The organism is Pseudomonas sp. PGPPP1 (assembly GCF_002255865.1).
In the GTDB taxonomy this organism is placed as follows: domain Bacteria; phylum Pseudomonadota; class Gammaproteobacteria; order Pseudomonadales; family Pseudomonadaceae; genus Aquipseudomonas; species Aquipseudomonas cremoris.
Window position 1 is genome coordinate 1 of sequence record NZ_NKIG01000031.1, and the last position, 25,011, is coordinate 25,011.

At 62.3% G+C, this 25,011-nt stretch carries 22 protein-coding genes; 8 read left to right on the forward strand and 14 right to left on the reverse strand.

The genetic code is table 11. The annotated features are described in order from the left end of the window. Nucleotides 1-587: 587 nt before the first annotated feature. The 10 genes from CFE47_RS25790 to pedF form a co-directional block, all read right to left on the reverse strand. A complete protein-coding gene (locus tag CFE47_RS25790) occupies nt 588-2,051 on the reverse strand; it encodes a DASS family sodium-coupled anion symporter (RefSeq protein WP_286841375.1) in 1,464 nt (487 codons plus the stop codon). Nucleotides 2,052-2,115: 64 nt separating this feature from the next. Then, nucleotides 2,116-3,486 carry an ATP-binding response regulator gene (locus tag CFE47_RS25795; RefSeq protein WP_286841377.1) on the reverse strand — a complete coding sequence of 457 codons (1,371 nt, stop codon included), beginning with the start codon at nt 3,484-3,486 and terminating at the stop codon, nt 2,116-2,118. Next, nucleotides 3,470-4,633, reverse strand: a complete 1,164-nt coding sequence (gene ercA, locus CFE47_RS25800; RefSeq protein WP_185706362.1) for an alcohol dehydrogenase-like regulatory protein ErcA — start codon at nt 4,631-4,633, stop codon at nt 3,470-3,472. The genes CFE47_RS25795 and ercA overlap by 17 nt, the downstream gene beginning before the upstream one ends. A 127-nt stretch (nt 4,634-4,760) precedes the next feature. Beyond that, nucleotides 4,761-4,832: a pyrroloquinoline quinone precursor peptide PqqA gene (pqqA, locus tag CFE47_RS25805; RefSeq protein ID WP_010209364.1), complete on the reverse strand. Its 72-nt coding sequence runs from the start codon at nt 4,830-4,832 to the stop codon at nt 4,761-4,763. 232 nt (nt 4,833-5,064) lie between these two features. After that, nucleotides 5,065-6,585: an acetaldehyde dehydrogenase ExaC gene (gene exaC / locus CFE47_RS25810; RefSeq protein WP_286841379.1), complete on the reverse strand. Its 1,521-nt coding sequence runs from the start codon at nt 6,583-6,585 to the stop codon at nt 5,065-5,067. A 121-nt stretch (nt 6,586-6,706) separates the two neighbouring features. Then, nucleotides 6,707-8,482, reverse strand: coding sequence for a PQQ-dependent methanol/ethanol family dehydrogenase (locus CFE47_RS25815; RefSeq protein WP_286841381.1), 1,776 nt, complete (start codon nt 8,480-8,482; stop codon nt 6,707-6,709). Nucleotides 8,483-8,589: 107 nt separating this feature from the next. Beyond that, a complete protein-coding gene (locus CFE47_RS25820; protein WP_286841383.1) occupies nt 8,590-9,537 on the reverse strand; it encodes a quinoprotein relay system zinc metallohydrolase 1 in 948 nt (315 codons plus the stop codon). A gap of 16 nt (nt 9,538-9,553) precedes the next feature. After that, nucleotides 9,554-10,303 (reverse strand): quinoprotein dehydrogenase-associated SoxYZ-like carrier, encoded by a 750-nt coding sequence (locus CFE47_RS25825; protein ID WP_286841385.1) that lies wholly within the window; start codon nt 10,301-10,303, stop codon nt 9,554-9,556. Further along, nucleotides 10,300-11,175 carry a substrate-binding periplasmic protein gene (locus CFE47_RS25830; RefSeq protein WP_286841387.1) on the reverse strand — a complete coding sequence of 292 codons (876 nt, stop codon included), beginning with the start codon at nt 11,173-11,175 and terminating at the stop codon, nt 10,300-10,302. The genes CFE47_RS25825 and CFE47_RS25830 overlap by 4 nt, the downstream gene beginning before the upstream one ends. Before the next feature lie 3 nt (nt 11,176-11,178). Beyond that, nucleotides 11,179-11,640 (reverse strand): cytochrome c-550 PedF, encoded by a 462-nt coding sequence (pedF, locus tag CFE47_RS25835; protein ID WP_286841389.1) that lies wholly within the window; start codon nt 11,638-11,640, stop codon nt 11,179-11,181. Nucleotides 11,641-11,897: 257 nt separating this feature from the next. Here pedF and exaA point away from each other — a divergent pair, with 257 nt between their 5' ends. Both exaA and CFE47_RS25845 read left to right on the forward strand, forming a co-directional pair. Next, on the forward strand, nt 11,898-13,793 hold the full coding sequence (gene exaA / locus CFE47_RS25840; protein ID WP_286841391.1) for a quinoprotein ethanol dehydrogenase: 1,896 nt from the start codon (nt 11,898-11,900) through the stop codon (nt 13,791-13,793). A gap of 178 nt (nt 13,794-13,971) precedes the next feature. After that, nucleotides 13,972-14,619, forward strand: coding sequence for a pentapeptide repeat-containing protein (locus CFE47_RS25845; protein WP_286841393.1), 648 nt, complete (start codon nt 13,972-13,974; stop codon nt 14,617-14,619). A 131-nt stretch (nt 14,620-14,750) separates the two neighbouring features. Here the strand turns inward: CFE47_RS25845 and CFE47_RS25850 are convergent, their stop codons facing one another. Further along, nucleotides 14,751-15,377 (reverse strand): response regulator, encoded by a 627-nt coding sequence (locus CFE47_RS25850; protein ID WP_286841394.1) that lies wholly within the window; start codon nt 15,375-15,377, stop codon nt 14,751-14,753. Further along, nucleotides 15,374-16,636: a sensor histidine kinase gene (locus tag CFE47_RS25855; protein ID WP_286841396.1), complete on the reverse strand. Its 1,263-nt coding sequence runs from the start codon at nt 16,634-16,636 to the stop codon at nt 15,374-15,376. Before CFE47_RS25855 ends, CFE47_RS25850 begins: the two co-directional genes overlap by 4 nt. A 152-nt stretch (nt 16,637-16,788) precedes the next feature. On the opposite strand from CFE47_RS25855, the gene CFE47_RS25860 reads away from it, so the two are divergent. The 6 genes from CFE47_RS25860 (at nt 16,789) to CFE47_RS25885 (ending at nt 21,796) form a co-directional block, all read left to right on the forward strand. After that, complete coding sequence (locus tag CFE47_RS25860; protein WP_286841398.1) at nt 16,789-17,961, forward strand: lanthanide ABC transporter ABC transporter substrate-binding protein PedA1; 1,173 nt, start codon at nt 16,789-16,791, stop codon at nt 17,959-17,961. Between the two features lie 29 nt (nt 17,962-17,990). Next, a complete protein-coding gene (locus CFE47_RS25865; RefSeq protein ID WP_286841400.1) occupies nt 17,991-18,950 on the forward strand; it encodes a YVTN family beta-propeller repeat protein in 960 nt (319 codons plus the stop codon). Then, the gene (locus CFE47_RS25870; RefSeq protein WP_286841401.1) at nt 18,947-19,678 is read left to right on the forward strand and encodes a lanthanide ABC transporter ATP-binding protein PedB/LutE; all 732 of its coding nucleotides are present in this window, start codon (nt 18,947-18,949) and stop codon (nt 19,676-19,678) included. Before CFE47_RS25865 ends, CFE47_RS25870 begins: the two co-directional genes overlap by 4 nt. Continuing rightward, nucleotides 19,675-20,466, forward strand: a complete 792-nt coding sequence (locus tag CFE47_RS25875; RefSeq protein WP_286841403.1) for a lanthanide ABC transporter permease protein PedC — start codon at nt 19,675-19,677, stop codon at nt 20,464-20,466. Before CFE47_RS25870 ends, CFE47_RS25875 begins: the two co-directional genes overlap by 4 nt. 97 nt (nt 20,467-20,563) lie before the next feature. Next, a complete protein-coding gene (locus CFE47_RS25880) occupies nt 20,564-21,103 on the forward strand; it encodes a PQQ-dependent catabolism-associated CXXCW motif protein (RefSeq protein ID WP_286841405.1) in 540 nt (179 codons plus the stop codon). A gap of 27 nt (nt 21,104-21,130) precedes the next feature. Next, entirely contained in the window at nt 21,131-21,796 is a 666-nt protein-coding gene (locus CFE47_RS25885) for a response regulator transcription factor (protein WP_185710486.1), read from the forward strand. Between the two features lie 143 nt (nt 21,797-21,939). Here the strand turns inward: CFE47_RS25885 and CFE47_RS25890 are convergent, their stop codons facing one another. Together CFE47_RS25890 and nosP are read right to left on the reverse strand one after the other, a co-directional pair. Next, nucleotides 21,940-23,880 (reverse strand): PAS domain-containing hybrid sensor histidine kinase/response regulator, encoded by a 1,941-nt coding sequence (locus CFE47_RS25890; RefSeq protein WP_502695518.1) that lies wholly within the window; start codon nt 23,878-23,880, stop codon nt 21,940-21,942. Next, nucleotides 23,822-24,967 carry a nitric oxide-sensing protein NosP gene (nosP, locus tag CFE47_RS25895; RefSeq protein ID WP_286841406.1) on the reverse strand — a complete coding sequence of 382 codons (1,146 nt, stop codon included), beginning with the start codon at nt 24,965-24,967 and terminating at the stop codon, nt 23,822-23,824. The genes CFE47_RS25890 and nosP overlap by 59 nt, the downstream gene beginning before the upstream one ends. Between the last annotated feature and the right edge of the window lie 44 nt (nt 24,968-25,011).

A 25,011-nucleotide genomic window follows, 5' to 3' on the forward strand; every position in this document is an offset into this window, starting at 1 on the left:
CGGGCTTGCTCGCGAATGCAGTGTGTCAGTCAACACATTCATTGGCTGATCCACCGCATTCGCGAGCAAGCCCGCTCCCACATTTTTTGACCGCGTCCGACTTCCTTGCCCTGTGAAATCTGCTTTTCTGTGGGAGCTGGCTTGCCTGCGATGGCATCAACCGGGTATGCCTGATGTACCGAGTTGCCTGCATCGCAGGCAAGCCAGCTCCCACATTTGAACTCACTTCGACTGAAAACTCGGTCGGCTCTAAGGCCGCCGCGCTCTTGCTTTTGATCTATAAGCGCCCCGTCAAACACGCTGGCCGAACGCAGGCTTTGGAGCGTGGGTAACCCGGCAGGACGCCGGGTTAGCCGCGCTGGGCCAGGGATGGCCCATCGCGGCGGCCCACGCTCCAAAGCCGGAGTGAGGGCACACCGAGCCTAAGCGAGGTGCCGAGTGTTGGGGCAAGAGCCCTTTTGCTTACTTTTGGCTGGGCCGGCATTCCGGGCTCTTTTCCAAAAGTGAGTCGCTGTAAGAGCGAAACCATAATCAGCCGTTACCTAAAAAACGGATATGTACACCAACCAACCCACCACCATAGAGGATCAGATCCAACCCAACCAACTCCAATAAGTCGCAGCAAACACCAGCATCAACCCATACCCCACCAGCGTCACCAAAATCCCCACCTTGGCAAACTGCCGTGCCGTGAACGTCCCGGTTCCCAAACACACCATATTCTGCGGCGCATTGATCGGCAGGATAAACCCGTAGCTCATCACAAACCCCAGCAACATGGTCATGCCCAACCGGCTGAAATCCCCCGGCAAGGTCTGCAACACCGCAATCAATATCGGCAGCAACGCCGAGGTCAACGCCGTGGCGCTGGCAAAACCCAAGTGAATCAAGATCAGGAATACACCTAAAATCGCAAACACACCCAACGGCCCGACTTGATCCAACCCGGTGTGCGCCACCACTTGAGAACCCAGCCACTGCCCCGCCTGAGTGGTCAGCAACGCCGTACCCAGGCTGATACCCACGCCAAACACAATCACCGTGCCCCACGGAATGCGCGACTGCACATCCTTCCAGGTCATCACGCCGATCCCTGGCATCAGCAGGAACACTAGGCCTGCATAAGTGGTCGAGGTGGTGTCGAAGCTGTGCAGGCGCCCTTCCGTGGCCCAGGCCAGCAGCAACAGCACGGACACGGTGAGCAGGCGTTTCTGCGGCCCGGTCATCGGGCCAATCTCCACGAGCGACTGCGCCACCGCTTCTTTGCCGCCTGGAATACTGTCGGTTTCCGGCGGCAGCAGCTTGAGCACCAAGAACAACAACACCGCCGACATGATCAACGCCCACGGCGCGCCCGCGATCAGCCAGTCGATCCACGACACGCGCTGGCCGAGCATCTTGTCCATGAAGCCCACGGTGAGCAGGTTCTGCGCAGCGGCGGTCTGGATGCCGACGTTCCAGATGCTGGTACCCTGGGCCACCACGATCATGATGCCGGCGGCGATGTTCGAGCGTTTATCCACGCCGAACGCGGCAATCACCCCCATCATGATCGGCACCACGCAGGCACTGCGCGCCGTGGCGCTGGGCACCACCAGGCTGAGCAGGATGGTCACCGCAATCGCCCCCAGCAGGATGCGCCGGGTGCTGGTGCCCACCCGGCTCAGGGTCACCAGTGCAATACGCCGGTCCAGCCCGGTGTGGGTCATGGCAGCGGCGATAAAGAGCGCGCCTGCCACCAACGCCAGCGCCGGGTTGGAGAACCCGGTCAGCGCCATGCTGATCGCCGGACTGGTGCCGATCAGGTGCGCGGGGTCTTGCAACGACGGGGCGGTGCCCAGCAGAAACGCCATCAGCGAGGTGATCATGATCGCGCTGGCTTCATAGGACACCGCCTCGGTGATCCACACCACCACGGCAAACGCGAGGATCGCCAGCATGCGATGCCCGGCCACCGGCAAGTCGGCCGGCAGCGGCAACAGCAGCACGCCAGCCATCACCAATACGGCGACCACCAGGCCCAGGGGTAATTTGAAGGGTGCCGCGCTCATGGGATGCTCCAAGGCTCTAGATCAGGCCTTGAGCATAGGGCAACGCCTCCTGCGACGCATTGACCTAGGCCAATAACTGGCTCAACACCGCCCGCAACTTGCCGGGCTTGACCGGTTTGTTCAGCAACGGCGCTTCAAGACGACGCAAGGCGCGGCGGCATTGGTCGGTGCGGTCGGCGGTAATGATCACCGCCGGGATCTTGCACCCGAAATGCTCGCGCAAATGCTTGACCACTTCGCAACCGACCACCCCATGATCAAGGTGATAATCCGCCAGGATCAGCTCCGGCGCCCTGCCCTGCAACGCCAGCAACGCGCCGGCCTGATCGGTGGCGGTCAGCACTTCACACCCCCACTGACCGAGCAGCGCCTGCATGCTGTCGAGGATGCTCACTTCGTTATCGATCACCAGCAACCGCCGCCCCGGCAGTGGGTTGCCGGTGGTCGGCAGCACCGGCAGTTGGCTGATCGGCAGCGGCATCTCGTCACTCAGGGGCACTTCGATACTGAACATCGAGCCTCGCCCCGGCCAGGAACGCACGGCAATCGGATAACCGAGGATCTCGGCGATGCGCTCCACAATCGCCAACCCCAGCCCCACGCCCTTGCGATCCGCAGCACGACCAACGTCGAGTTGGTTGAACTCCAGGAAAATCGCCTCCAGCCGATCCGCCGCAATCCCGCGCCCGGTGTCCCACACCTCAAGCCGCAGGTAATCACCGCGGCGGCGTGCACCCATCAGGACGCAACCCTCGTCGGTATAGCGGCAGGCATTGCTCAAGAAATTACGCAGGATGCGTGTGAGCAGCCGCAGGTCCGTACTCACCGCATAGCTGCCGGTGTGCACCCGCAGGTTCAATCCGGCTGCCTGGGCCACCGATTGAAACTCCGAGACCAGCGGCGCAAACACCTCGTCCAGGCGGTACAACGCCACGTCTGGTTTGACTGCCGCTTGGTCCAACCGCGAGATGTCGAGCAAGTCAGTCAGCAAATCCTCGGCGCCCTCCAGCGCCTGGTGCGTGCGTTCCACCAGCACCTGCTCGACGTCGGGCAACGTGCGCTCGCGCAAGGTGGCGATCAGCAAACGTGCGGCATTGAGCGGTTGCAACAGGTCATGGCTGGCGGCGGCGAGGTACTTGTCCTTGCTGCGGTTGGCGGCTTGGGCGGCATCGCGGGCATCGCGCAGGTCCTGCTCGATCCGTTCACGCTGGGCGATCTGTTGTTGCAGGTTGAGGTTGGCTTCCAACAGTTCATCGGTGCGGGCGGCAACGCGCTGCTCCAGCTCGTCGTTGAGGCGGATATAGCGGTTGCGCTCGGCTTCCAGTTCATCCAGCCGTGCGGTCAGTTCCGGGTAGTGGCTCTTGCGCGCCGACTGGTCGCCCAAGCCCAACAGCGCTGAAAGCGCACGTTGCGGGTCGTCAGAGTGCTTCGCCATAGACGACCTCGACGTCACGCTGGCTCGACGCTCGCGGGTTGGTCAGGATGCACGGGTCATCCATCGCATGCTCGGACAGGAACGGAATATCCGCCACGCGCACCCCATGCAGGCCGAGTGTTTCGTGGAAGCCAATCGCATGCTTCAACGCGATCAGGTGCTCCACCAACCGCCCGCAGATCTGCCGATGGTTCAGGCCCCGGCAGTCAATGCCAAAGGTCTCGGCAATCACCTTGAAACGCTCCGGTGCCGAACTGTAGTTGAACGCCACCACATGCTCTACCAGCACCGCGTTGCACAGGCCGTGGGGCAAATCGAGGAAGCCGCCGAGGCTGTGGGACATGGCGTGCACCGCGCCAAGGATCGCATTGGAGAACGCCAACCCGGCCTGCATGCTGCCGAGCATGATCTTTTCGCGCAGGGCAATGTCCGTCGGGTTGGCGATCATCTGCACCAGGTTGCCGTTGATCAGACGCATGGCTTCCAGCGCATGAGGGTCGGTGAGCGGGCCATGCCCGGTGGACACGAACGCCTCGATGGCATGCACCAACGCGTCGATGCCGGTACAGGCCGACAGGAACGGGTCCATGCTGGCGGTGGTTTCCGGGTCGATCAGCGACACGTCCGGCACCACCGCCTTGCTGACGATGGAGAACTTCATGCGCTCTTGCTGGTTGGAAATGATCACGAACTGCGAGACATCCGCCGAGGTGCCTGCCGTGGTCGGTATCAGGATCAGCGGCGGGCTGGGCACACGAATGGTGTCCACGCCTTCGAATTCGAGAATGCTGCGTCCGTGGGCGACTACGATGCCGATGGCCTTGCCGCAGTCCATGGGGCTGCCGCCGCCGATGGCGACGATCACGTCACAGTGGTTTTCGCGGTACACCTCGGCGCCGGTCATCACTTCTTCAACGCGGGGGTTGGGCGAGACGGCGCTGTACAGGCAGTAGTCGATGCCGATGGCTTGCAGGCTGGCTTCCACATCGGCGACCCAACCGGCGGCGATCACCCCGGGGTCACTGACCACCAGCACCTTGCGCGCACCAAAGGTCTTCGCGTAGTTGCCGACGTTGTGCCGGCAGCCGGCACCAAAGATGATTTCAGGAGAGACGAATTTACGCAGTTGGCTCAGAGTCTGGCTCATTGGAAAGCCTGTTCTTATTATTTTGGAAGAATGCGCTCCACACTAACCGATCCGGCCGCGATTGCAATCAGACCAAAGAGGCATCTCCCAAACGGTCCCGGCCAACGCAAGGCTGGCCGGGGGTACATCAACGGCTGGCGAAGTACATGGTCACTTCAAAGCCGATACGCAGGTCGGTAAACGCGGGTTTAGTCCACATGGGGCGTTCCTCTTGTTGTGCCGGAAGATTCCGGTCAGGTCATTAATGCATGGGGGATGTGGGAGGCGAATGCTACTTTCGAAGGAGTTGGAACAGTGCATTGGTCTCAGGCATGCAGAGATCAAAATGTGGGAGCTGGCTTGCCTGCGATAGCGGTGGACCAGTTACTTATTTGTACCTGATACACCGCTATCGCAGGCAAGCCAGCTCCCACAGTTTTGACCGCGTTTTGTCAGAAGAACCCGAGTGGGTTGATGTCGTAGCTCACCAACAGGTTCTTGGTCTGCTGATAGTGATCGAGCATCATCTTGTGGTTCTCACGCCCCACACCGGATTTTTTATAGCCCCCAAACGCCGCATGCGCCGGGTACAGGTGATAGCAGTTGGTCCATACGCGCCCAGCCTTGATCGCCCGGCCCATGCGGTACGCACGGTTGATATCGCGGGTCCACAAGCCAGCGCCCAGGCCAAATTCGCTGTCGTTGGCAATCGCCAGGGCTTCGGCTTCGTCCTTGAAGGTGGTAATGCCCACCACCGGGCCAAAGATTTCCTCCTGGAACACGCGCATCTTGTTGTGGCCCTTGAGCAGGGTCGGCTGGATGTAATAACCGCTGGACAGGTCGCCCTCCAAACGCTCGGCCGCGCCGCCGGTCAGCAGTACCGCACCTTCTTGCTTGGCGATTTCAAGGTAGGACAGGATCTTGTCGTATTGCTGCTCGGACGCCTGGGCACCCACCATGGTCTCGGTGTCCAGCGGGTTGCCGCGCTTGATCTTGACGATTTTCTGCATCACCACTTTCATGAAGTCGTCATAGATCGACTCCTGCACCAGCGCCCGCGACGGGCAGGTGCACACTTCGCCCTGGTTGAAGAACGCCAGAACCAGGCCTTCAGCGGCCTTTTCGATAAACGCAGGCTCGGCCTTCATGATGTCTTCGAAGAAGATGTTCGGCGACTTGCCGCCCAGCTCTACGGTGGACGGAATGATGTTCTCGGCAGCGGCATGCATGATGTGCGCGCCCACCGGGGTCGAGCCGGTGAAGGCGATCTTGGCGATGCGCTTGCTGGTCGCCAACGCCTCCCCCGCTTCGCGGCCAAAGCCTTGCACGATGTTCAGTACGCCCGGCGGCAGCAGGTCATTGATCAGCTCGGCGAACACCATGATCGACAGCGGCGTCTGCTCGGCCGGCTTGAGCACGATGCAGTTACCGGCAGCCAGCGCCGGCGCCAGTTTCCATGCGGCCATCAGCAGCGGGAAGTTCCACGGAATGATCTGCCCGACCACGCCCAAGGGCTCATGGAAGTGATACGCGGCGGTCAGTTCGTTGATCTCGGCCGCGCCGCCTTCCTGGGCACGGATGCACCCGGCGAAGTAACGGAAGTGGTCAGCGGCCAGCGGCACGTCGGCGTTGAGGGTTTCGCGCACGGCCTTGCCGTTGTCCCAGGTTTCAGCCACGGCCAGCACTTCGAGGTTCTGCTCGATGCGGTCGGCAATTTTCAGCAGTACCAACGAGCGGTCCTGGGCCGAGGTTTTGCCCCAGGCGTCGGCAGCGGCGTGGGCGGCGTCGAGGGCCTTGTCGATGTCGGCGGCGCTGGAGCGCGGGAATTCGGCGATGACTTCACCGGTGACCGGCGAAGTGTTGGTGAAGTAGTTGCCATCGATAGGCGCGACAAACTCACCGCCGATGTAATTGCCGTAACGCGCCTTGAAGCTGACGACGGCGCCAGGGGTGCCGGGTTGTGCGTAGATCATGATGAGGCCTCTGTCGGGGTCCGGGCCTGTCGGTCAACAGGCGATGACCCGATAGTAAAGAGCCCCCGCTGCCCGGCGAATGCGCCGTTGGCAGGGGGGTTATTGTTATTTGGTCGTAGAACTAGTGCTTGGCCACCAGCTCTTTGGGCAGTTTGAAGGTCCAGAGCATGCCGCCCTGGTTGAAGTCCTTGACCCGCTTGGCGACCTCGCCGCCCCACAGCGGCACCGCGCCGCCCCAGCCAGAGACCACCGACACATATTGCTCGCCGTCCATGTCCCAGGTAACCGGGGAGCCGAGTACGCCGGAGCCGGTCTGGAACTCCCAGACTTTTTCACCGGTCTTGGCATTGAACGCTTGCAGGAAGCCTTCTGGCGTACCGGTAAACACCAGGTTGCCCTTGGTGGTCAGCACCCCGCCCCACAGCGGCGCGAAGTTTTTGTGGCGCCACACTTCCTTGCCGGTTTTCGGGTCAATCGCCCGCAGCACACCAATGTAGTCTTCGTTCAACGGCTTGATGGTGAAACCAGCGCCAAGGAACGCCGCGCCTTTCTTGTAGGCGATGCCTTCGTTCCAGATGTCCATGCCCCATTCGTTGGACGGCACATAGAACAGCCCGGTGTCGCGGTTGTAGGCCATCGGCATCCAGTTTTTCGCCCCCAGGAACGCCGGGGCAACGAACACCGAGGTGCCCTTGGTTTCGCTGCCTGGGGCGCCGGGGCGGCTGGCTTCGTTGTAGATCGGCCGGCCGTTCTTATCCAGGCCGGTGGCCCAGGTGATCTTGTCGACAAACGGGAAGCCACGGATGAACTTGCCGTTGGTGCGGTCCAGCACGTAGAAGAAACCGTTGCGGTCGGCGGTGGCCGCTGCTTTGATTTCCTTGCCGCCTTCGGTGTAGTTGAATGAGATCAACTCATTCACGCCGTCGAAGTCCCAACCGTCATGGGGGGTGCTCTGGAAGTGCCATTTGATGGTGCCGTCATCCGGGTTCAGCGCCAGGCGCGAAGACGAATAGAGGTTGTCGCCAGGGCGCAGGTGGGAGTTCCACGGTGCCGGGTTACCGGTGCCGAACAGCAGCAGGTTGGTTTCCGGGTCATAGAAGCCGCCCAGCCAAGGGGCTGCGCCGCCGGTCTTCCACAGATCGCCCGGCCAGGTTTTGCCTGCCTCACCGCCGGAGATGCCGTTCTCAACGGCCTTGCCGTCCTTGTACACGTAGCCCATATGGCCTTCGACGGTGGGTCGGCTCCACAACAGCTCGCCGTTTTTCGGGTCGTAGGCTTCGATCTTGCCCACCACGCCAAATTCGCCACCGGCCACGCCGGTGATCAGCTTGCCGTTGATGACCAAGGGCGCTGCGCTGATGGAGTAGCCTTCCTTGTGATCGGCGACTTTCTTGCTCCACACCACCTTGCCGGTGTCTTTGTTCAAGGCCACCAGCTTGGCGTCGAGGGTGCCGAAGAACACCAGGTCGCCGTACAGCGCCACGCCCCGATTGATCACGTCACAGCAGGGACGGATGTCGTCGGGCAGGCGTGCGTCGTATTGCCAAAGTTTCTTGCCGGTGCGCGCATCCACCGCAAACACCCGCGAGTAAGAACCGGTGAGGTACATCACCCCGTCCTTGATCATGGGTTGCGCCTGTTGGCCGCGCTGTTTCTCGCCGCCAAAGGAAAACGCCCAGACCGGGCGCAGTTCCTTGACGTTGTCCACGTTCAGCGTGTCCAGCGGGCTGTAGCGCTGGCCCTGCACGCCCAGGCCGTTGGTGACGATCTGCTCCGGGTTTTTCGGGTCCTGGAGAATGTCCTGGTCGGTGACAGCGGCCAGCGCCTGGCCGGATAACAGGATGGCACCGAGCAACACACTCAAGGCGAAGGGTTGGCGGCGTGCGGGTTGGGTCATGACGGCTACCTCTGCGGTTTTTTGTTATACCCGGGAAATTTTCCCGGTCTGGTGCAGATTCTTGGGCGCAGGGGCCATCGTCACAATTGACCGCAGTATCGAGTTTGCTAGTTCCTTAGTAGGGGGGACTGGCCGTCCACACGTTGCATCTGCTCACGCTCGTAACGCGGGTAGAGGTGGCTGACGCTGCGAATCAACTCGTAGCGGCTCAGGTTCACCGAGGCAAACCGCTCAGGGATGGGGCTGCGGATCATCTCGCTCATGTCGTTGCCTTGGGCGGCGCCGTCACGCAGCAATTGATCGAGCCAGGTCAGGTAGTCACGCATCTGCTCGAAGGGTTGCGCATCGGTGGCGATGGGGCCGTGGCCGGGCACCACAATGGTCCAGGGCAGGCCTTGCAGGGTAGCAATGTCGGCCAGCCAGGCGGCCAGCCCCGGGCTGTTGGGCGTGGTGAGGGCGCGCTGGTAAAACACCAGGTCGCCGGCAAACAGCACGCCGGTGGTCTGGTCGAGAATCGCCAAGTCAGCGCCGGTGTGCCCGGTCAGCGCCACCAGGCGCAAATCGTGGTTGCCAAAGGTACGCACACCGGGTTCCAGCACTTGGGTTGGCAACACCACTTCGGTGCCGCGCATCCAGTCGCCGACCATGCGGTACAGGTTTTCGGCCATGCTCTCGCCCTGCTCATGCAACAGCCGCGTGGTGTCGGCCAAGGCGCCGATGGGCACATCCTTGAAGGCTTGATTGCCCAGGGCATGGTCGGGGTGATGGTGAGTCAGTAACACCTGGATCACCGGCTTGGCGGTCACGCTGGCGATGGCTTGGCGCAGGGCTTCTCCGTAGCGTTTGGACGGCCCGGTGTCGATCACCACCACACCGGCTTGGGTGACGATGAACGCGACATTGACGATATTGCCGCCGTTGGCCTTGGCAAAATTGTCGGTACTGCCTTCCAGCAGCCAGGTGTCATCGGCAATCTGGCGCGGTTTCAGGGCGTATTCCAGATCAGCATGGGCGGCAAGGCTCAGGCCCACGCATAACAACAGTATCCAGCGCATGCCGCGCTCCTTCTGGTCAGGGAATGGCCGCGTCGAATTCATTGCCGCTGTTGTCGCGCAGCACCAACCGCGTCTGCCCGGCTCCTTCGATATCGAAGGCCAGGTTGGGGTTTTCGCTGACCGCCGGGAACAACTCCAGCTCGGCCATGACCTGACCCTTGTCCCCCAGCAACTGGGCGTGATTGATGTAGAACTCGGGGATGCCGCTGACCATGCCGTTGTCCATCGGATGCGCCACCTGCACGCGCAGGCGACTGAACTCGCCACGCGGGTAACGCCCGCCAAGCACTTCGCCGATATGCTCTTCCCAACCCGGCTGGGTACGCACCACGCTCGGCGCGGTGCAGCCACCACCAGCGGCGTCGATCAAGGTGGAACCCACATGCCACATTCCGTCATCGGTGAGTACGGCGGCGCGCAACGGCGTGGCCTGCTCGATGCGGATACGGATCGACAGCCAGGGCAACACCCCGGCCTTGGGCTGGAAGTCGACGATCTTCGGCAACGGGTTCAACTCGGCCCAGGCAACGATCCGCACCACCCGCCCCTTGAACGCTCGCGCATCGATTTCCAACGGCACTTGGCGCGCATCTTCGGCGAACGGCGGCGCCAGCAGCTTGACCTGATCGTCGAACACAAACGGCGCACTGTTCAAAAACTGCTTGTGATAGAACGACCACATCACCGACGGCACCGGATCAACCTCGGTGGCCTGGGCCGCCCATGGCAACCCGCACACCAACAGGCACATCAGCCGCCAGTTCATTGGTACATCTCGGGCACTTCGTAACGCAGCCCATAGTGGCTGTAGAGGGTTTGCACGGTGCCGTCGCGGATCAGGCCTTCCAGTGCCTCTTCCACGGCGTAGGCCAACTGCCGGTTGCTTTCATGCACCGCCATGCCGATCTCCCACCGCTGCCTACCCATGTTCGGGTAGGCGTTTTCCGCCAGGGCCAGTTGCGGGTCGGCGGCCTTGAAGACTTGCCAGTCGATCTCGCCACGCATCGCCATGACCGCATCGACCTCCCCCGCCTTCATCGCCGCAAAGGCTTGGGGCACGCCGGGATAGTGATGGGTCTTGCCGGCCAGCATGCCGTTGAACACCGAGGTGAGGTAGAACGACGGCACGCTGTCGACTTCGACGCCGATGGGATGCGTTTCGAACACTGCCACACTGGCGACGCTGTCGAGGCGACGGCGGTCGTAGGCCACCTGCCATTGTTCGTTCTGATACGGCCCGAACATCACCACATGGCCGTTTTCCAGCTCGCCCTGGTCGTTGCGCTTTTGCGCGTAGTCGTGGTCATACGGGGCGCGCATCATCAGGTCAGCCAGTTGCTGGTTATGCAACGGGCTGCCGCGCCAGATGTAGTCGCGCAGGTCGTCGTCGAGCTTCTCACCGGCCGGGGCCCAGATCAGGCTCAACCGCACGCCGAGGGCCTTGGCCAGCGCCTGGGCCAATTCCACATCCACACCGCGTGGCGTGCCGCCGTCGTCGAAGCTGTAGGGCGCAAAATCCTTGTACACCGCCACCTTCAACTCGCCGGCGGCGATCATCTGGTCATAACTGCGCACCTGCGCCTGTGCCACCTGGCAACACAGCAAGGCCAGGCCGAACACGATGCTGAACAGGCGCATGGCTTACTCCTCGACGTGCACGGAATCCAGGTAAGTGCGCACGGCCCACAGGGCTTCCTGGCTCAGGTAGTCGGCCATTTTCGGCATATACACTCGGCCGTCACGCACGGCGCCGTGGCGTACGCGCTCGACAAACCACTCATCGCCGGCGTCGCCGACATCCAGCATGCGCAGGTCAGGCGCAATGCCGCCGGACTTGGCTTCCAGCCCGTGGCACGCCGCGCAGTTCTGGTTGTAGGCGGATGAACCGATCTCTACCGCCTTGTCGTGCTCTGGGGACTTGCGATACGGGTTGGTGGCGGCCCAACCATCGCCGTCAACCGGCACGCCCGCGTCTTTGATCGGCGTCAGGCCCTGGGTCTCCACCGCTTGCGGCACCACGTTGCCATGGGCCCAGACGTTACCCACACCGATCACACTCACCAACAGGCCGGCCACCAGCAGAGCGTTGCGTTTTGTTGTCATTATTTTTGTCCTCTCAGATTGCACGCAAACCCCATGGTTCGAGGTTATGGCAACCATCTTAGAAACCGCCGGGCCAGGGCCGTATGCTGCTTTGGTGGCCGCACCCTACTCCCTTGGTAGTAGGGCTTGTGGGGCACGTCCAAATCAGAGGCGGTTCGGGAAGTCTTCCCGGCAACAGCGGGAATTTTTCCGTATCCAGCCACCGCCCCGGCGCACCACCCTGTGCAGGCCAAAACCTCCACTGGGAACTGCAAACCATGACAATAAGATCGCTACCCTCCCGCTCCCCTCTGAGCCTTGCCGTGCAAGCCTTTTTGCTGGTGGGCAGCTTGTCCTTCAGTGCGGCGAGCTTTGCCGCCGCCGAACCTGCCGCCAAGCAAACCCGCAACGTCACCTGGGAAGACATTGCCAACGACCACCTGACCACCAAGGACGTGCTGCAATACGGCATGGGCACCAATGCCCAACGCTGGAGCCCCTTGGCCCAGGTCAACGACAAGAACGTGTTCAAGCTCACACCGGCCTGGTCCTATTCCTTTGGCGACGAGAAACAACGCGGCCAGGAATCCCAGGCCATCGTCAGCGACGGCGTGGTGTACGTCACCGGCTCGTATTCGCGCGTATTCGCCCTCGACGCGAAGACCGGCAAGCGCCTCTGGACCTACAACCACCGCCTGCCCGACAACATTCGCCCGTGCTGTGACGTGGTCAACCGGGGCGCCGCGATCTTCGGCGACAAGATCTACTTCGGCACCCTCGATGCGCGCCTGATCGCCCTCGACAAAAACACCGGCAAAGTGGTGTGGAACAAGAAGTTCGGTGACCACGCCGCTGGCTACACCATGACCGGCGCGCCCGTGCTGATCAAAGACAAAGTCACCGGCAAGGTGCTGCTGATCCACGGCAGCTCCGGCGATGAATTCGGCGTAGTCGGCCAGCTGTATGCCCGCGACCCCGATACGGGTGAAGAAGTGTGGATGCGTCCGTTCGTGGAGGGCCACATGGGCCGCCTCAACGGCAAGGACAGCACTCCCACCGGCGACGTCAAGGCGCCTTCGTGGCCGGATGACCCGACCACCGAAACCGGCAAGGTCGAGGCCTGGAGCCACGGCGGCGGCGCGCCTTGGCAGAGTGCAAGTTTTGATGCCGAGACCAACACCATCATCGTCGGCGCCGGTAACCCCGGCCCGTGGAACACCTGGGCGCGAACGTCCAAGGACGGCAACCCGCACGACTTCGACAGCCTCTACACCTCGGGCCAAGTTGGCGTAGACCCAAGCACCGGCGAAGTGAAGTGGTTCTACCAGCACACGCCGAACGACGCCTGGGACTTCTCCGGCAACAACGAGCTGGTGCTGTTCGACTACAAGGACAAAGACGGCAAGGTCACCAAGGCCACCGGCCACGCTGACCGCAACGGCTTCTTCTATGTGGTGGACCGCACCAACGGCAAGCTGCAGAACGCCTTCCCGTTTGTCGACAACATCACCTGGGCCAGCCACATCGATCTGAAAACCGGTCGCCCCGTGGAAAACGAAGGCCAGCGTCCGGCCAAGCCATTACCGGGTGAAACCAAGGGCAAGCCGGTGGAAGTCTCGCCGCCGTTTCTCGGTGGCAAGAACTGGAACCCGATGGCGTACAGCCAGGACACCGGCCTGTTCTACATCCCGGGCAACCAGTGGAAAGAGGAATACTGGACCGAAGAGGTCAACTACAAGAAGGGCTCGGCGTACCTGGGCATGGGTTTCCGCATCAAGCGCATGTATGACGACCACGTCGGCACCCTGCGCGCGATGAACCCGACCACCGGCAAGGTGGTGTGGGAGCACAAGGAGCACCTGCCACTGTGGGCCGGCGTACTGGCAACCAAGGGCAACCTAGTGTTCACCGGCACCGGCGACGGCTTCTTCAAGGCCTTCGATGCGAAAACCGGCAAGGAGCTGTGGAAGTTCCAGACCGGCAGCGGCATCGTCTCCCCGCCGATCACCTGGGAACAGGATGGCGAGCAGTTCATCGGCGTGACGGTCGGCTACGGCGGCGCAGTGCCGCTGTGGGGCGGTGACATGGCCGAGCTGACCAAACCGGTGGCACAGGGCGGGTCGTTCTGGGTGTTCAAGATCCCGAGTTGGGATCAGAAAACCGCCCAGAAGTAACCTCCAACGAACATGCCGGGGGTCGCTCTTTGTAGTGAGCGGGCTCGTCGAATCGTCGCACCGCCCGCGCTGGGCTGCGAAGCGGCCCCCGGCATTCCTTCAGCGCTACCGTGCACTCAGGCTTTGCGACTGCTACGCAGCCGAGCGCGGGGCAAGCCCGCTCACTACAGGTCTTGTGATGAAAATACTTCCTTTATTGGTCCTGCTATCTCTCCCCATGGCCCACGCCGACGACGGCGACGACGCCCCCCTCGTCATCAACGGCTGCACCCTCGCCGAACACAGCCAATGCCCCGGTGCCAACCTCAAGGGTGCCAACCTGCGTAACCAGAACCTCAGCGGCATGAACCTGGCCGGCGCCGATCTGCGCGATGCGGACCTGCGCCACGCCAACCTGGATCTTGCCAACCTGGAAAAAGCCCAACTGCAAGGCGCCAACCTCACCCGCGCCAGCCTGCAACAAGCCAACCTGCGCCTGGCCGACTTCACCGGTGCCACGCTAATGGCGGTACAAGGCTGGGGACTGTTTGCCCAGGGCGCGCAATTTGAAAACGCCAACCTGAGCACCGCCTACCTGCAATTCGCAAGGCTGTCGGGGGCAAAGATGCACAAGGCCAACCTGCGTGCGGCGGACCTGGAAATGACATGGTTGAGCAAGGCTGACCTGCAAGGCGCGGACTTAAGCGATGCGAATCTACAGGAAGCCAAGTTCGGCGAAAGCAACCTGGAAAAAGCCACGCTCACGGGCAGTCGACAGCACTATGCGAATTTCCAGGATGCGAATATGGAAGGTTGCACGGATTGCCCGACGACCTGGGATCGGTAGGGCACTGAGAACCAAATGTGGGAGCTGGCTTGCCTGCGATAGCGGCGGGTCAGCCAGCATATGCATCGACTGTCACACCGCTATCGCAGGCAAGCCAGCTCCCACAGGATTCGGTGTACATCAGGCAAAAATCAGCCCGCCACCCGCACCACCCCCATATCAATCCCCACATGCACCAGTTCGGCATGGGAACTCACCTGCAACTTGCTCTTGAGCAACGTCAGGTGATTGGACACGGTCTTGCTGCTGATACTCAGTTGCTCGGCGATCTGTCGCGCCGGGGTGCCTTTGGCGAGCATCAGGAAGATCTCGAGCTCACGCGGGGTCATGCTGTGCAAGCGCGGGTCGGTGGGTTGGCAGGCCAACTGGGTGGCCAATGGCTGTTCGATATAGGCGTGGCCGTCGAGGATGCGCCGCACGGCTTCGATCAACACCTGGGGCGCCGAGCTTTTGGTCAGGTAGCCCGCCGCACCTGCATCCAGCGCCTGGCGTACCAGGGGCAGTTCATCGTGCATGCTGAAAAACAGCACGCGCAATTGGGGCAGGCGCTGGCGCAGGCGTCGGGTGGTTTCCAGGCCGCTGATGCCGGGCAGGCCGAAGTCCATGATCACCAGGTTCGGGACCGCTTCGTGCACCCGCGTCAGTGCTTCTTCGCCACTGGCCGCCTCGCGCACTTCAACCGCCGGCAACAGTGCGCGCAGCAGGCTGGCATAGCCTTGGCGCACCACGGCGTGGTCATCCACCAACAAAATATTCATAAGCCCTCCACAGGCATGTTCAACGCCAGCGCCCAACCGGCTCCGGGGTGGCTGAGGATCTTCAACTCGCCGCCCAGGCAGCGCGCACGCTCGTACATCGAGTACAGGCCAACGCCGGGGCGCTGGGGTTGTTGCGCGCCGTGGCCGTTGTCGCGCACCCACAGGCGCAAGCGCGAACCACGGTGTTGCAGGCGCACGCGCACCTGGCTGGCATCGGCGTGGCGCACGATGTTGGTCAAGGCTTCCTGGAGCAACCGATAGAGGTGGGTCTTGCTGGCCGGGGACAACGGCGGCAGCGCCGCGCTGACCTGCAGTTGGCAGTCGATGCCGTGACTGGCGCGCCATTGCGCCACCAGCATGGCGAACGCTTCGGACATCGGCAGGTGTTGCAGGGCCACCGGGTAGAGATCGTGGACCAGCACGCGAAAACCCTGCTGCAAGTGTTCGCAGTGTCCTTCCAGCAGGTGCACGGTGCGCGCCAGTGTCTCGGGTTGATGCGCGATCAACGGCAACAGGCACACCTGGGCCCGGATGCCGGCCAGGTATTGGCCAAGGTCATCGTGCAGGGTCTGGGCCAGGTGAGTCCGCTCTCGCTCCTGCACCGCCAGCAGCGTCTGGGTCAGCCGCGCATTGTCGAGACGGGCTTGCTCCAGGGCGTCGGTCATACGATTGAAATGCAGGGCCAGTTGCTGCGCCTCCGGCGCCCCTGCGCAGCGCAGGCGGACATTCAGGCGGCCACTGCACACCTGTTGCAGAGCCAGCAGCAATTCATCCAGCACGCGCATGCCCCGACGCACTGCCCAGCGGATGGTCAACAGGCTCAGGGCCAACGCCATGGCGCACACAGCCAACAGTTGCTGCAGGGAATCCCAGACTTCGTCGATCTCATCACGCGGGTCGACCCCAATGGAGACGCGCCGACCATCCGCCAGGTCAAGCACCTTGGCGCTGTGGCTGGCATCGGCAAACAGTACGCGACCGAGCCAGGCATCCAGGCCATCCTGGTCCGCCACAGGCAAGGCCTCATCAGCGGCCAGCCAATCCACGCGCACATGGCGCAGGCTGGCAGTGAGGCGCGGTTGCAGGCTGGCGGGATCGCGCTCGGCGGTTTCACTGAGGTAGTGCACCACCGCTTCGGCCGATTGCAGCTCGCGCTCCACATCCGCCAACGCCTGGTGCATCAGCAGTGCCGTGCAGGCGCAGGTCACCAGGGCGAAGAAGCCGCAGACCCACAGGTTGATCCGCCAGAGCGCCGACATAGCCAATTCCCGAACCGCACAGTTGAGCCCCATGCTAAGACCGCACCGCACACGGCGGGCTACTACCTTGGTACTGCCCCAGCGCTACTTTCTGCATATTTGCAGTGATCCGGTGGGTTTATATGCTGGCGCTACCTGTCATGGAGTGCCTTATGCGCAAGCTGCCCCCTTACGCCGTGATCTGCCTGCTGGCAGTCGCCTGGGCCACCGTCGGTCAAGCGGCTGAGCCGCCGTTGCAGGTGCAGCTCGGCTACCTGGGCTATCGGCCCGACCCGGGGCCGCTGCTCTCCAACGTGATTCCCGAACCTGTCGATGCAGGCCTGCGCGGCGCCGAGCTGGCGATCATCGACAGCAACAGCACCGGGGCTTTTCTCAATCAGCGCTACAGCCTGGTTGATGCAACAGTGGACAGCCCCGAGGCGCTGCTCGCTGCCGCGCAAAAACAACACGACCAAGGCCTGCGCCTGTTCGTGGTCAACGCCCCCGCTGCCAGCCTGCGTCAACTCAGTGCTGCAATGCCCGACAGCCTGCTGTTCAACGCCGGCAGCCCGGATGACAGCCTGCGCAGCACCGACTGCCTGGGCAACGTGCTGCACAGCCTGCCGAGCCGGGCGATGCTCGCTGATGCTCTGGCCCAGTTTCTGGTAACGCGTAAATGGCAAAAGGCACTGCTGATTGTCGGCCCCACCGAAGATGACCAAGCCTACGCCGCCGCCCTGCGCCGCGCGGCCAAGCGCTTTGGCGTCAAACTGGTGGCCGAGAAGGCCTGGCGCTTTGACAACGACCAGCGCCGCAGCGCCCAGGCCGATATGCCGCTGTTCACCCAGACCGCCGAATACGATGTGGTGCTGGTGGCCGACGAGCGCGGTGACTTTGGCGAGTACGTGCCCTACCAGACCTGGTACCCGCGCCCGGTCGCGGGTACCCAGGGCCTGACGCCCACTGGCTGGCACAAAACCGTGGAAACCTACGGCGCCGCCCAACTGCAAAAACGCTTCGAAGCCCTTGCCGGGCGCTGGATGAATGACCGCGACTTCGCCGCCTGGATGGCCGTGCGCAGCGTCGCCAGCGCAGTGAGCAAGCTGCGCCAGGCAGACCCGATGAGCATCCGCCAACTGGAGATCAGCGACCAGTTGCCCCTGGACGGTTTCAAGGGCCGCAAGCTCAGCTACCGCCCATGGAATGGCGAGCTGCGCCAACCGATCCCGATTGTGCAACCCCGCGCCCTGGTCAGCACCTCGCCCCAGGACGGCTTCCTGCACCCCTTCAATGAAATGGACAGCCTGGGCTATGACAAGCCCGAGGTGACCTGCCGCTTTCCCTGAAGCCTGACAACAACAATAAGGAATACGCCATGCGCCGCACCCTGCTCTCCTGCGCCCTGCTGCTTGCCGCTGGACATGCCGTGGCCGCCACGGCCTGGGTCTCCAACGAAAAAGACAACAGCCTGAGCCTGATCGACATGCAGACCCTGCAAGTCACCGACACGCTCAAGGTCGGCCAGCGCCCTCGCGGCCTGCTGCTGTCCCACGACAACAAGCTGCTGTACATCTGCGCCAGCGATTCTGACCGGGTCCAGGTAATGGACGTGGCCACGCGCAAGATCATCAAGGAGCTGCCCTCCGGCAAAGACCCCGAGCAATTTGCCCTGCACCCCAACAACCGCTGGCTGTACGTTTCCAACGAAGACGATGCGCTGGTCACGGTGATCGACACCGAAACCTCCAAGGTGCTCGCCCAGGTCAACGTCGGCGTGGAGCCCGAAGGCATGGCCGTGAGCCCGGATGGCAAATGGGCGGTGAACACCAGCGAAACCACCAACATGCTGCACTGGATCGACACCAGCACCCAGACCCTGGCCGACAGCACGCTGGTGGACCAGCGCCCGCGTTTTGTCGAGTTCAACCATGATGGCTCGCAGCTGTGGGCCTCGGCGGAAATCGGCGGCACCGTGACCATCCTCGATGTGGCCAGCCGCGCGGTCCTCAAGACCCTGACCTTCAAGATCAAAGGCGTGCACCCGGACAAGGTACAGCCGGTGGGCATCAAGCTCAGTGCCGACGGCAAATACGGTTTCGTCGCCCTGGGACCTGCCAATCACGTGGCCGTGATCGACGCCAAGACGTTCGAGGTCCTTGACTACCTGCTGGTGGGCCGGCGCGTGTGGCAAATGGCATTTACCCCGGATGAAAAACAACTGCTGGCCACCAACGGCGTGAGCGGCGACGTGTCGGTGATCGATGTGGACAGCCTCAAGGTGATCAAGTCGGTCAAGGTCGGGCGTTACCCGTGGGGCGTGGTGGTCACGCCATGAACGCGCTTGACGTCAGTGCCGTCAGCTTTGCCTACGGCGCACGCAACGCCTTGGTGGATGTGAACTTCAGCCTGGCCCCCGGCCGATTTACCGCGCTGCTGGGGCCCAATGGCGCGGGCAAATCGACATTGATTGCGTTGCTCACACGCCTGTATGACTTGCAGAGTGGGGACATTCGCGTCGGGGGTTATTCATTGCGTGAGGCCCCCCGCGCAGCACTTCAGCAACTCGGCGTGGTGTTCCAGCAAAGCACACTGGACCTGGACCTCAGCGTCGAACAGAACCTGCGTTATCACGCCGCGCTGCATGGCCTTTCACGCCGCGAAACCGGGTTGCGGGTCGAGGCCGAACTGGCCCGCCAGGCGTTGGGCGAGCGGCGCCGGGAAAAGGTCCGCGAACTTAACGGCGGCCACCGGCGCCGAGTAGAAATCGCCCGCGCCCTGCTGCATGAGCCGCGCCTGCTGTTGCTCGATGAAGCCAGCGTCGGCCTCGACCCGGCCAGCCGTTTGGCGCTGAACCAACATGTGCGCACACTGTGCCAGGAACAGGGCATCAGCGTGCTATGGACCACCCATCTGCTCGACGAAGTAGACGCCGACGATGCCTTGATGATCCTGCACCAGGGCCGTCTGGTCGCCAGCGGGCAGCTCGACGACCTGCTGCTGGAACAAGGCGACGACCTGAGCCAACTGTTCGCGCGCGTGACCACTAAAGGAGCCCCGGCATGAACGCCTACTGGCAATGCTTCAACGGCATCGTGCTGCGCGAATGGCTGCGCTTCGTGTTGCAGCGCACACGCTTTCTCAGCGCCTTGGTGCGGCCGCTGCTGTGGCTGCTGGTATTCGCCGCAGGCTTTCGGGCGGCGCTGGGTATTTCGGTGATCGAGCCCTACGACACCTACATCCCCTACGAGGTGTACATCATCCCAGGGCTGGCCTGCATGATCCTGTTGTTCAACGGTATGCAAGGCTCGTTGTCGATGGTTTATGACCGCGAGATGGGCAGCATGCGCGTGCTGCTCACCAGCCCGTTGCCACGCACGTTCCTGCTGTGCAGCAAGCTGTTGGCTACCTCGTTGATTTCGCTGTTGCAGGTATACGGGTTCCTGGCGATTGCCTGGGTGTATGGCGTACAGCCTCCGGCCATGGGTTTGTTGATCGCCTTGCCGGCGCTGCTGCTGGTGGCCTTGATGCTCAGTGCGCTGGGGTTGCTGCTGTCCAACGCGATCCGGCAATTGGAGAACTTCGCCGGGGTGATGAATTTCGTGATCTTCCCGCTGTTTTTCATGTCGTCAGCACTCTACCCGCTGTGGAAAATGCGTGACTCCAGCGAGTGGCTGTATTGGTTGTGCGCGATCAACCCGTTCACCCACGCGGTGGAGCTGGTGCGCTTTGCCCTGTATGAACGCTTTGCCGGCCTGGCCCTGGCGGTATGCCTAGGCCTGACCGTGGTGTTCGTAGTGTTGGCGGTGCTGACGTTCAACCCACAACATGCCGCGCTGCGCAAAAAGAGCTGATCTACTACTTTGGTACTGGTTTTCGTGTCTATCGTCGCATTCCCAAGGCAGCGGGACTGGCGTGTAATGGCGGTATAACGATAAGGATTTCACCGCCATGCTGCCCGCCCGACTGCCCTTGCTGGCCTTGCTGTGCCTGCTCTGTCTCAACGCCCAGGCCGACACCCCGCTGTTTTCCGCTGACGGCTATCGCATCAGCCTGTACCGCAGCCCCACGCCCGATCACCTGCCGGGTGCGACCATCGTCGACACCCCGGCCCTGCAAGCCCTGCTCGAGCAGACCCCGGCGCCGGTGCTGATCGACGTGTACCGCCGCCAATGGCTGCAAGGCCGCTTCATCGAAGACCAGCCCCATGCCAACCTGCCGGGCAGCCATTGGCTGGCCAATACCGGTGACGGCGACCTCACGCCTGAATGGCAAGGCTACTTCGTGCGGCACCTGTATAAATTCACCAGCGGCAACATGAGCAAGCCGGTGGTCTTCTACTGCCGCTCCGATTGCTGGCTGAGTTGGAACGCGGTAAAACGAGCCACCCAACTGGGCTATACCTCTGTGTATTGGTATCGCGACGGCTTGGACGCATGGGAAGCGGCAAAACTGCCATTGATGGCTGCAACACCCGAACCCTTTGAATAAAAAACCACAACAAGAAGGTGAACGGCCATGTACAAAATCCTGATCGCCGACGATCACCCGCTGTTTCGCGAAGCGATCCACAACGTGATCAGCGACGGTTTCCCCGGCAGTGACGTGATGGAAACCGCCGACCTGGACAGCGCCCTCGCCCTGACCCAGGACCATGACGACCTTGACCTGATCCTGCTGGACCTGAACATGCCCGGCATGCACGGCCTCAACGGCCTGATCAACCTGCGCAACGAGTCGCCGACGATTCCGGTGGTGATCGTCTCGGCTGAGCAAGACAAGCAGATCGTGCTGCAAGCCATCACCTACGGCGCCGTAGGCTTTATCACCAAGTCCTCGCCGCGCCTGCAAATGACCGAGGCGATCCAGCAGATTCTCAACGGCAACGTGTACCTGCCGCCAGACATCATCCGCACCCAGAAAAACCCCAGCCAACGCCGCCTCAACGACAACCCGAGCTTTGCGCCAGAACTGCTGCAGGCCCTGACGCGCAAGCAGTTGCTGGTGTTGGAGCGCATGACCAAGGGGGAATCGAACAAGCAGATTGCCTATACGCTGGAAATTGCCGAGACCACGGTGAAGGCCCATGTGTCGGCGATCTTGCGCAAGTTGAATGTGCATAACCGGGTGCAGGCGATCCTGAGTGCCGGGGACATCGACTTCGGCTCGTACCTGCGCCGCTGATGCCTCAGGAGAGTGCGGTCAACATGTGGGAGCTGGCTTGCCTGCGATAGCAGTGGGTCAGCTTGCACATGTATCACTGATACACCGCTATCGCAGGCAAGCCAGCTCCCACAGTTGATCTCCATTGGATGAGGGTTCGGTGTTTATTTGCCGAGTAGGTGACTCATCGCCGTTTTCAACTTCATCGGCCGCACCGGCTTATGCATCAACGTATGCCCCAACTCCCGAATCTGCTGCTTCAACTCATTGCTGTAGTTGGCCGTGATCATCAACGCCGGCACCGCGCTGCCGCGCCGGGCATTGATACGTGCCACGGCGTCCACGCCGTTCTGGTCGTCATCCAGGTGGTAGTCGGCAATCAACAAATCGGCCTCGGCATGGTAGTTGTCCACCTGCCGCGCCAGGTCCTGTTCCGACAAGGCGGTGACCACCCGGCAACCCCAGCCTTCCAGCAGCGTGCGCATGCCGGCGCAAATCGCCGCGTCGTTATCCAGCACCCACACCCGCGCGCCTTGCAGGCGTTCCAGCATCGGCTCGCTCATGCACGGCATCGGCAGTGACTTGGGTGCGGTGGCGCTCAGCGGCACTTCCACACAAAACATAGAGCCTTTGCCCGGCCAGGATTTGACGGTGATGCGGTGCCCCAGGATCCCGGCGATTTTTTCGACAATGGCCAGGCCCAAGCCGAGCCCGCGATCCTGGTCCGGGCGCTGCACATCGCCGCGCTTGAACTCCTGGAAAATTTCCTCCAAGCGTTCTTCGGCAATGCCCATGCCGCTGTCCCACACCTGGATCAACAAGCGCTGGTGCTGGCGGCGGCAACCGAGCACCACGCGGCCCTTGTAGGTGTAGCGCAGCGCATTGCTCAGCAGGTTGCGCAGGATCCGCGCCAGCAGCTGGATGTCGCTGCGCACCAGCGCCGAGCAGCCGACAAAGTGCAATTGCAGGCCTTCGGCGCGGGCCAGTTCGGTGTACTCGGCGGCGAGGTTGTCCAGCAGTTCACTGAGGGCGAACGGGGCGATATCGGCCTTGATCACCCCGGCGTCCAGCTTGGAAATATCCACCAGGGTGCCCAGCAGGTTTTCCACGTCTTCCAGGGAATTGCTCACGTTGCGCACCAGGGTTTCGCTGGGGCGTTCCAAGAGTGCGCTGGTAAACAGCCGGGCGGCGTTGAGCGGTTGCAGCAGGTCATGGCTGACGGCAGCGAGGAACTTGGTCTTCGACAGGTTGGCCTGCTCGGCCTCCAACTTGGCTTCGCGCAGGCGGGTTTCCATGCGCCGGCGCTCGTCGATTTCCTTGAGCAGTTGGTCATTGAGCGAGGTGAGTTCCGAGGTGCGCTGGGCCACCCGTTGTTCAAGATGTTGATAGGCCTGGTGCAAGGCTTCGGCGGTGCGGCGACGTTCGGTAATGTCGCGGATCAACACAAAGATCCCCACCACTTCGCCACTGGCCAGCATGTTCGGCACATAGGAACGCAGCATGTAGCGCTCCTGGTTGTTGATGTTGGTTTCGGCGAATTCGAAGGTCACGCTTTCACCGGCCAGGGCGCGGGTGACGTAGGCATCCAGGCGTTGGCAGTGCTGTTCGCTGTGCACTTCGCGCAGGCTCTGGCCAAGCATCATGCCGCGCGGCCAGCAGTACCATTCTTCATAGACTTTATTGGTGAACTCGTAGACCAGGTCGGCATTCAGGTAGCCGATCAGCGCCGGTACGTTGTCGGTGATCAAGCGAATCCAGCGTTCGCTTTCCTGGGCCTTTTGCGCGGCAGCCTGTTCGCCACGCAGTGTTTCGGCACGCAGGCGGGCGTTGATCAGCAAGTGGTTGCTGGCCTTGAGTTCGGCCATTGCCTGGTTGAGCGCGTCGGTGCGTTCGCGCACCTGCTCGGCCAGCACCACCGAATGCTGGAAGGTCGTGTACGGGTTGTTGCCCTGGGTCATGCCGGACTCGATGCGCTCGATCAGCGCCGCATTGATCCGCGCAAGCTTGCGGTTGTCCTGCTGCAGCCGGGAGACCTGGGCGAGCAGTTCAGCGTCGGCCACGGGCAATGGCGACCCCGGTGAAGGTCTGGTTGATGTGCATGCCATTGAACTGTTCTCCGTAGGTGTTGAAGCCCATCACCCGCTGGCCCTGCAGGTAGCGGCCGATCTGTTCCAGGTCGCCGCTGTCTTCCAGCTCCAGGCGGCGCAAAAAGCAGTCGCAGCCGATGGTCAGCAACAGATCGCCGAGGCGCGATTGCAGGCCGTCGAACAAGGCTTCCAGGTTGGGCAGGATCGGGCCGGGTTTCATCACGGTCAGCACAATGCCGTTCTCCACCGCGCAGTAGAAACTCAGGCTGAGGTCCTCGTGCACCTGCTGGATCGCACGTATGTAGTACTGGTCGTGGATGCGCACCGCCAACGGGTGGGCGGCGAAGATGCGGTGGTCAAGGTCGGCCACCGCCACGCCGATGTGCCGCGCGTACTCTTCGGCGGCGGGTTCGGCATTGAGTTCAAACACCCGGCGCGACGGGCTATCGGCGCCGGTCACCACCAGTTTTTCCGTGCGCGGCAGGATGTGGTGGGTGGTGAACACCTCGAAATCCAGCCAGGTATTGACCAGCACCACCACCGCCGCGCCGCTGTGGAACACGCCGTTGAAGTACACGTGGGTGTGGGTGAGAAAGTTGTCATCCCCCGCCGAGCCGCCGAAATGCGGAATATCCCCCAAGGCTGCGCTGAGGGCGGCGAGGACCATCTCTTCGCGACTGGACAGGCCGTCGAGCAAGGTCAGGGCAAAGGTGTTGCCCTTGATCGGCGCGAGCGTATTGCTGCGGCAGCCGCCCACAAGGCGTTCGACCATGTCCTGGGCGCCGATCAGGCTGAAATTTTCCACCTGGTCGATCAGCTCGGTGGCGATGGAAAAATGCGCATGGTTGAAGCCCACCGCCGTGATGCAATTGCGGTCGTAGCCTTGGGGCGTGATCTCGCCGGCGCTGGTGCAACCCACTACGCGCACATTGCCGAAACACTGTTGCAGGGCTTGGCCCAGGGCCTGGAGGTCGTAGGAGGCGGAGCAGAAAAACAGCACAAACCCCAGGTACGGATGCAGCAGTTGGCGGGCCAACTCTTCAGCCGCCTGCCCGGGGTCGTTGGCCTGGGACATGGCGCTGACTACGCCTTCACTGTTGTGCATCGTTGGTTTCCCCCTCTGAGGTATCAGTGTACGAAGGCCAAGGG

Excerpts from the sequence above, each read along its gene's own strand:
- CFE47_RS25870 (WP_286841401.1), top strand. The coding sequence starts at position 18,947 with ATGAACGCGCTTGACGTCAGTGCCGTCAGCTTTGCCTACGGCGCACGC.
- CFE47_RS25850 (WP_286841394.1), bottom strand. The coding sequence starts at position 15,377 with ATGAATATTTTGTTGGTGGATGACCACGCCGTGGTGCGCCAAGGCTAT.
- CFE47_RS25820 (WP_286841383.1), bottom strand. The coding sequence starts at position 9,537 with ATGCGCTGGATACTGTTGTTATGCGTGGGCCTGAGCCTTGCCGCCCAT.
- CFE47_RS25865 (WP_286841400.1), top strand. The coding sequence starts at position 17,991 with ATGCGCCGCACCCTGCTCTCCTGCGCCCTGCTGCTTGCCGCTGGACAT.
- CFE47_RS25790 (WP_286841375.1), bottom strand. The coding sequence starts at position 2,051 with ATGAGCGCGGCACCCTTCAAATTACCCCTGGGCCTGGTGGTCGCCGTA.
- CFE47_RS25860 (WP_286841398.1), top strand. The coding sequence starts at position 16,789 with ATGCGCAAGCTGCCCCCTTACGCCGTGATCTGCCTGCTGGCAGTCGCC.
- pedF (WP_286841389.1), bottom strand. The coding sequence starts at position 11,640 with ATGACAACAAAACGCAACGCTCTGCTGGTGGCCGGCCTGTTGGTGAGT.
- CFE47_RS25890 (WP_502695518.1), bottom strand. The coding sequence starts at position 23,880 with ATGGCATGCACATCAACCAGACCTTCACCGGGGTCGCCATTGCCCGTG.
- exaC (WP_286841379.1), bottom strand. The coding sequence starts at position 6,585 with ATGATCTACGCACAACCCGGCACCCCTGGCGCCGTCGTCAGCTTCAAG.
- CFE47_RS25875 (WP_286841403.1), top strand. The coding sequence starts at position 19,675 with ATGAACGCCTACTGGCAATGCTTCAACGGCATCGTGCTGCGCGAATGG.
- CFE47_RS25795 (WP_286841377.1), bottom strand. The coding sequence starts at position 3,486 with ATGGCGAAGCACTCTGACGACCCGCAACGTGCGCTTTCAGCGCTGTTG.
- CFE47_RS25815 (WP_286841381.1), bottom strand. The coding sequence starts at position 8,482 with ATGACCCAACCCGCACGCCGCCAACCCTTCGCCTTGAGTGTGTTGCTC.
- CFE47_RS25880 (WP_286841405.1), top strand. The coding sequence starts at position 20,564 with ATGCTGCCCGCCCGACTGCCCTTGCTGGCCTTGCTGTGCCTGCTCTGT.
- CFE47_RS25845 (WP_286841393.1), top strand. The coding sequence starts at position 13,972 with ATGAAAATACTTCCTTTATTGGTCCTGCTATCTCTCCCCATGGCCCAC.
- nosP (WP_286841406.1), bottom strand. The coding sequence starts at position 24,967 with ATGCACAACAGTGAAGGCGTAGTCAGCGCCATGTCCCAGGCCAACGAC.
- CFE47_RS25825 (WP_286841385.1), bottom strand. The coding sequence starts at position 10,303 with ATGAACTGGCGGCTGATGTGCCTGTTGGTGTGCGGGTTGCCATGGGCG.
- CFE47_RS25830 (WP_286841387.1), bottom strand. The coding sequence starts at position 11,175 with ATGCGCCTGTTCAGCATCGTGTTCGGCCTGGCCTTGCTGTGTTGCCAG.
- CFE47_RS25885 (WP_185710486.1), top strand. The coding sequence starts at position 21,131 with ATGTACAAAATCCTGATCGCCGACGATCACCCGCTGTTTCGCGAAGCG.
- CFE47_RS25855 (WP_286841396.1), bottom strand. The coding sequence starts at position 16,636 with ATGTCGGCGCTCTGGCGGATCAACCTGTGGGTCTGCGGCTTCTTCGCC.
- ercA (WP_185706362.1), bottom strand. The coding sequence starts at position 4,633 with ATGAGCCAGACTCTGAGCCAACTGCGTAAATTCGTCTCTCCTGAAATC.
- exaA (WP_286841391.1), top strand. The coding sequence starts at position 11,898 with ATGACAATAAGATCGCTACCCTCCCGCTCCCCTCTGAGCCTTGCCGTG.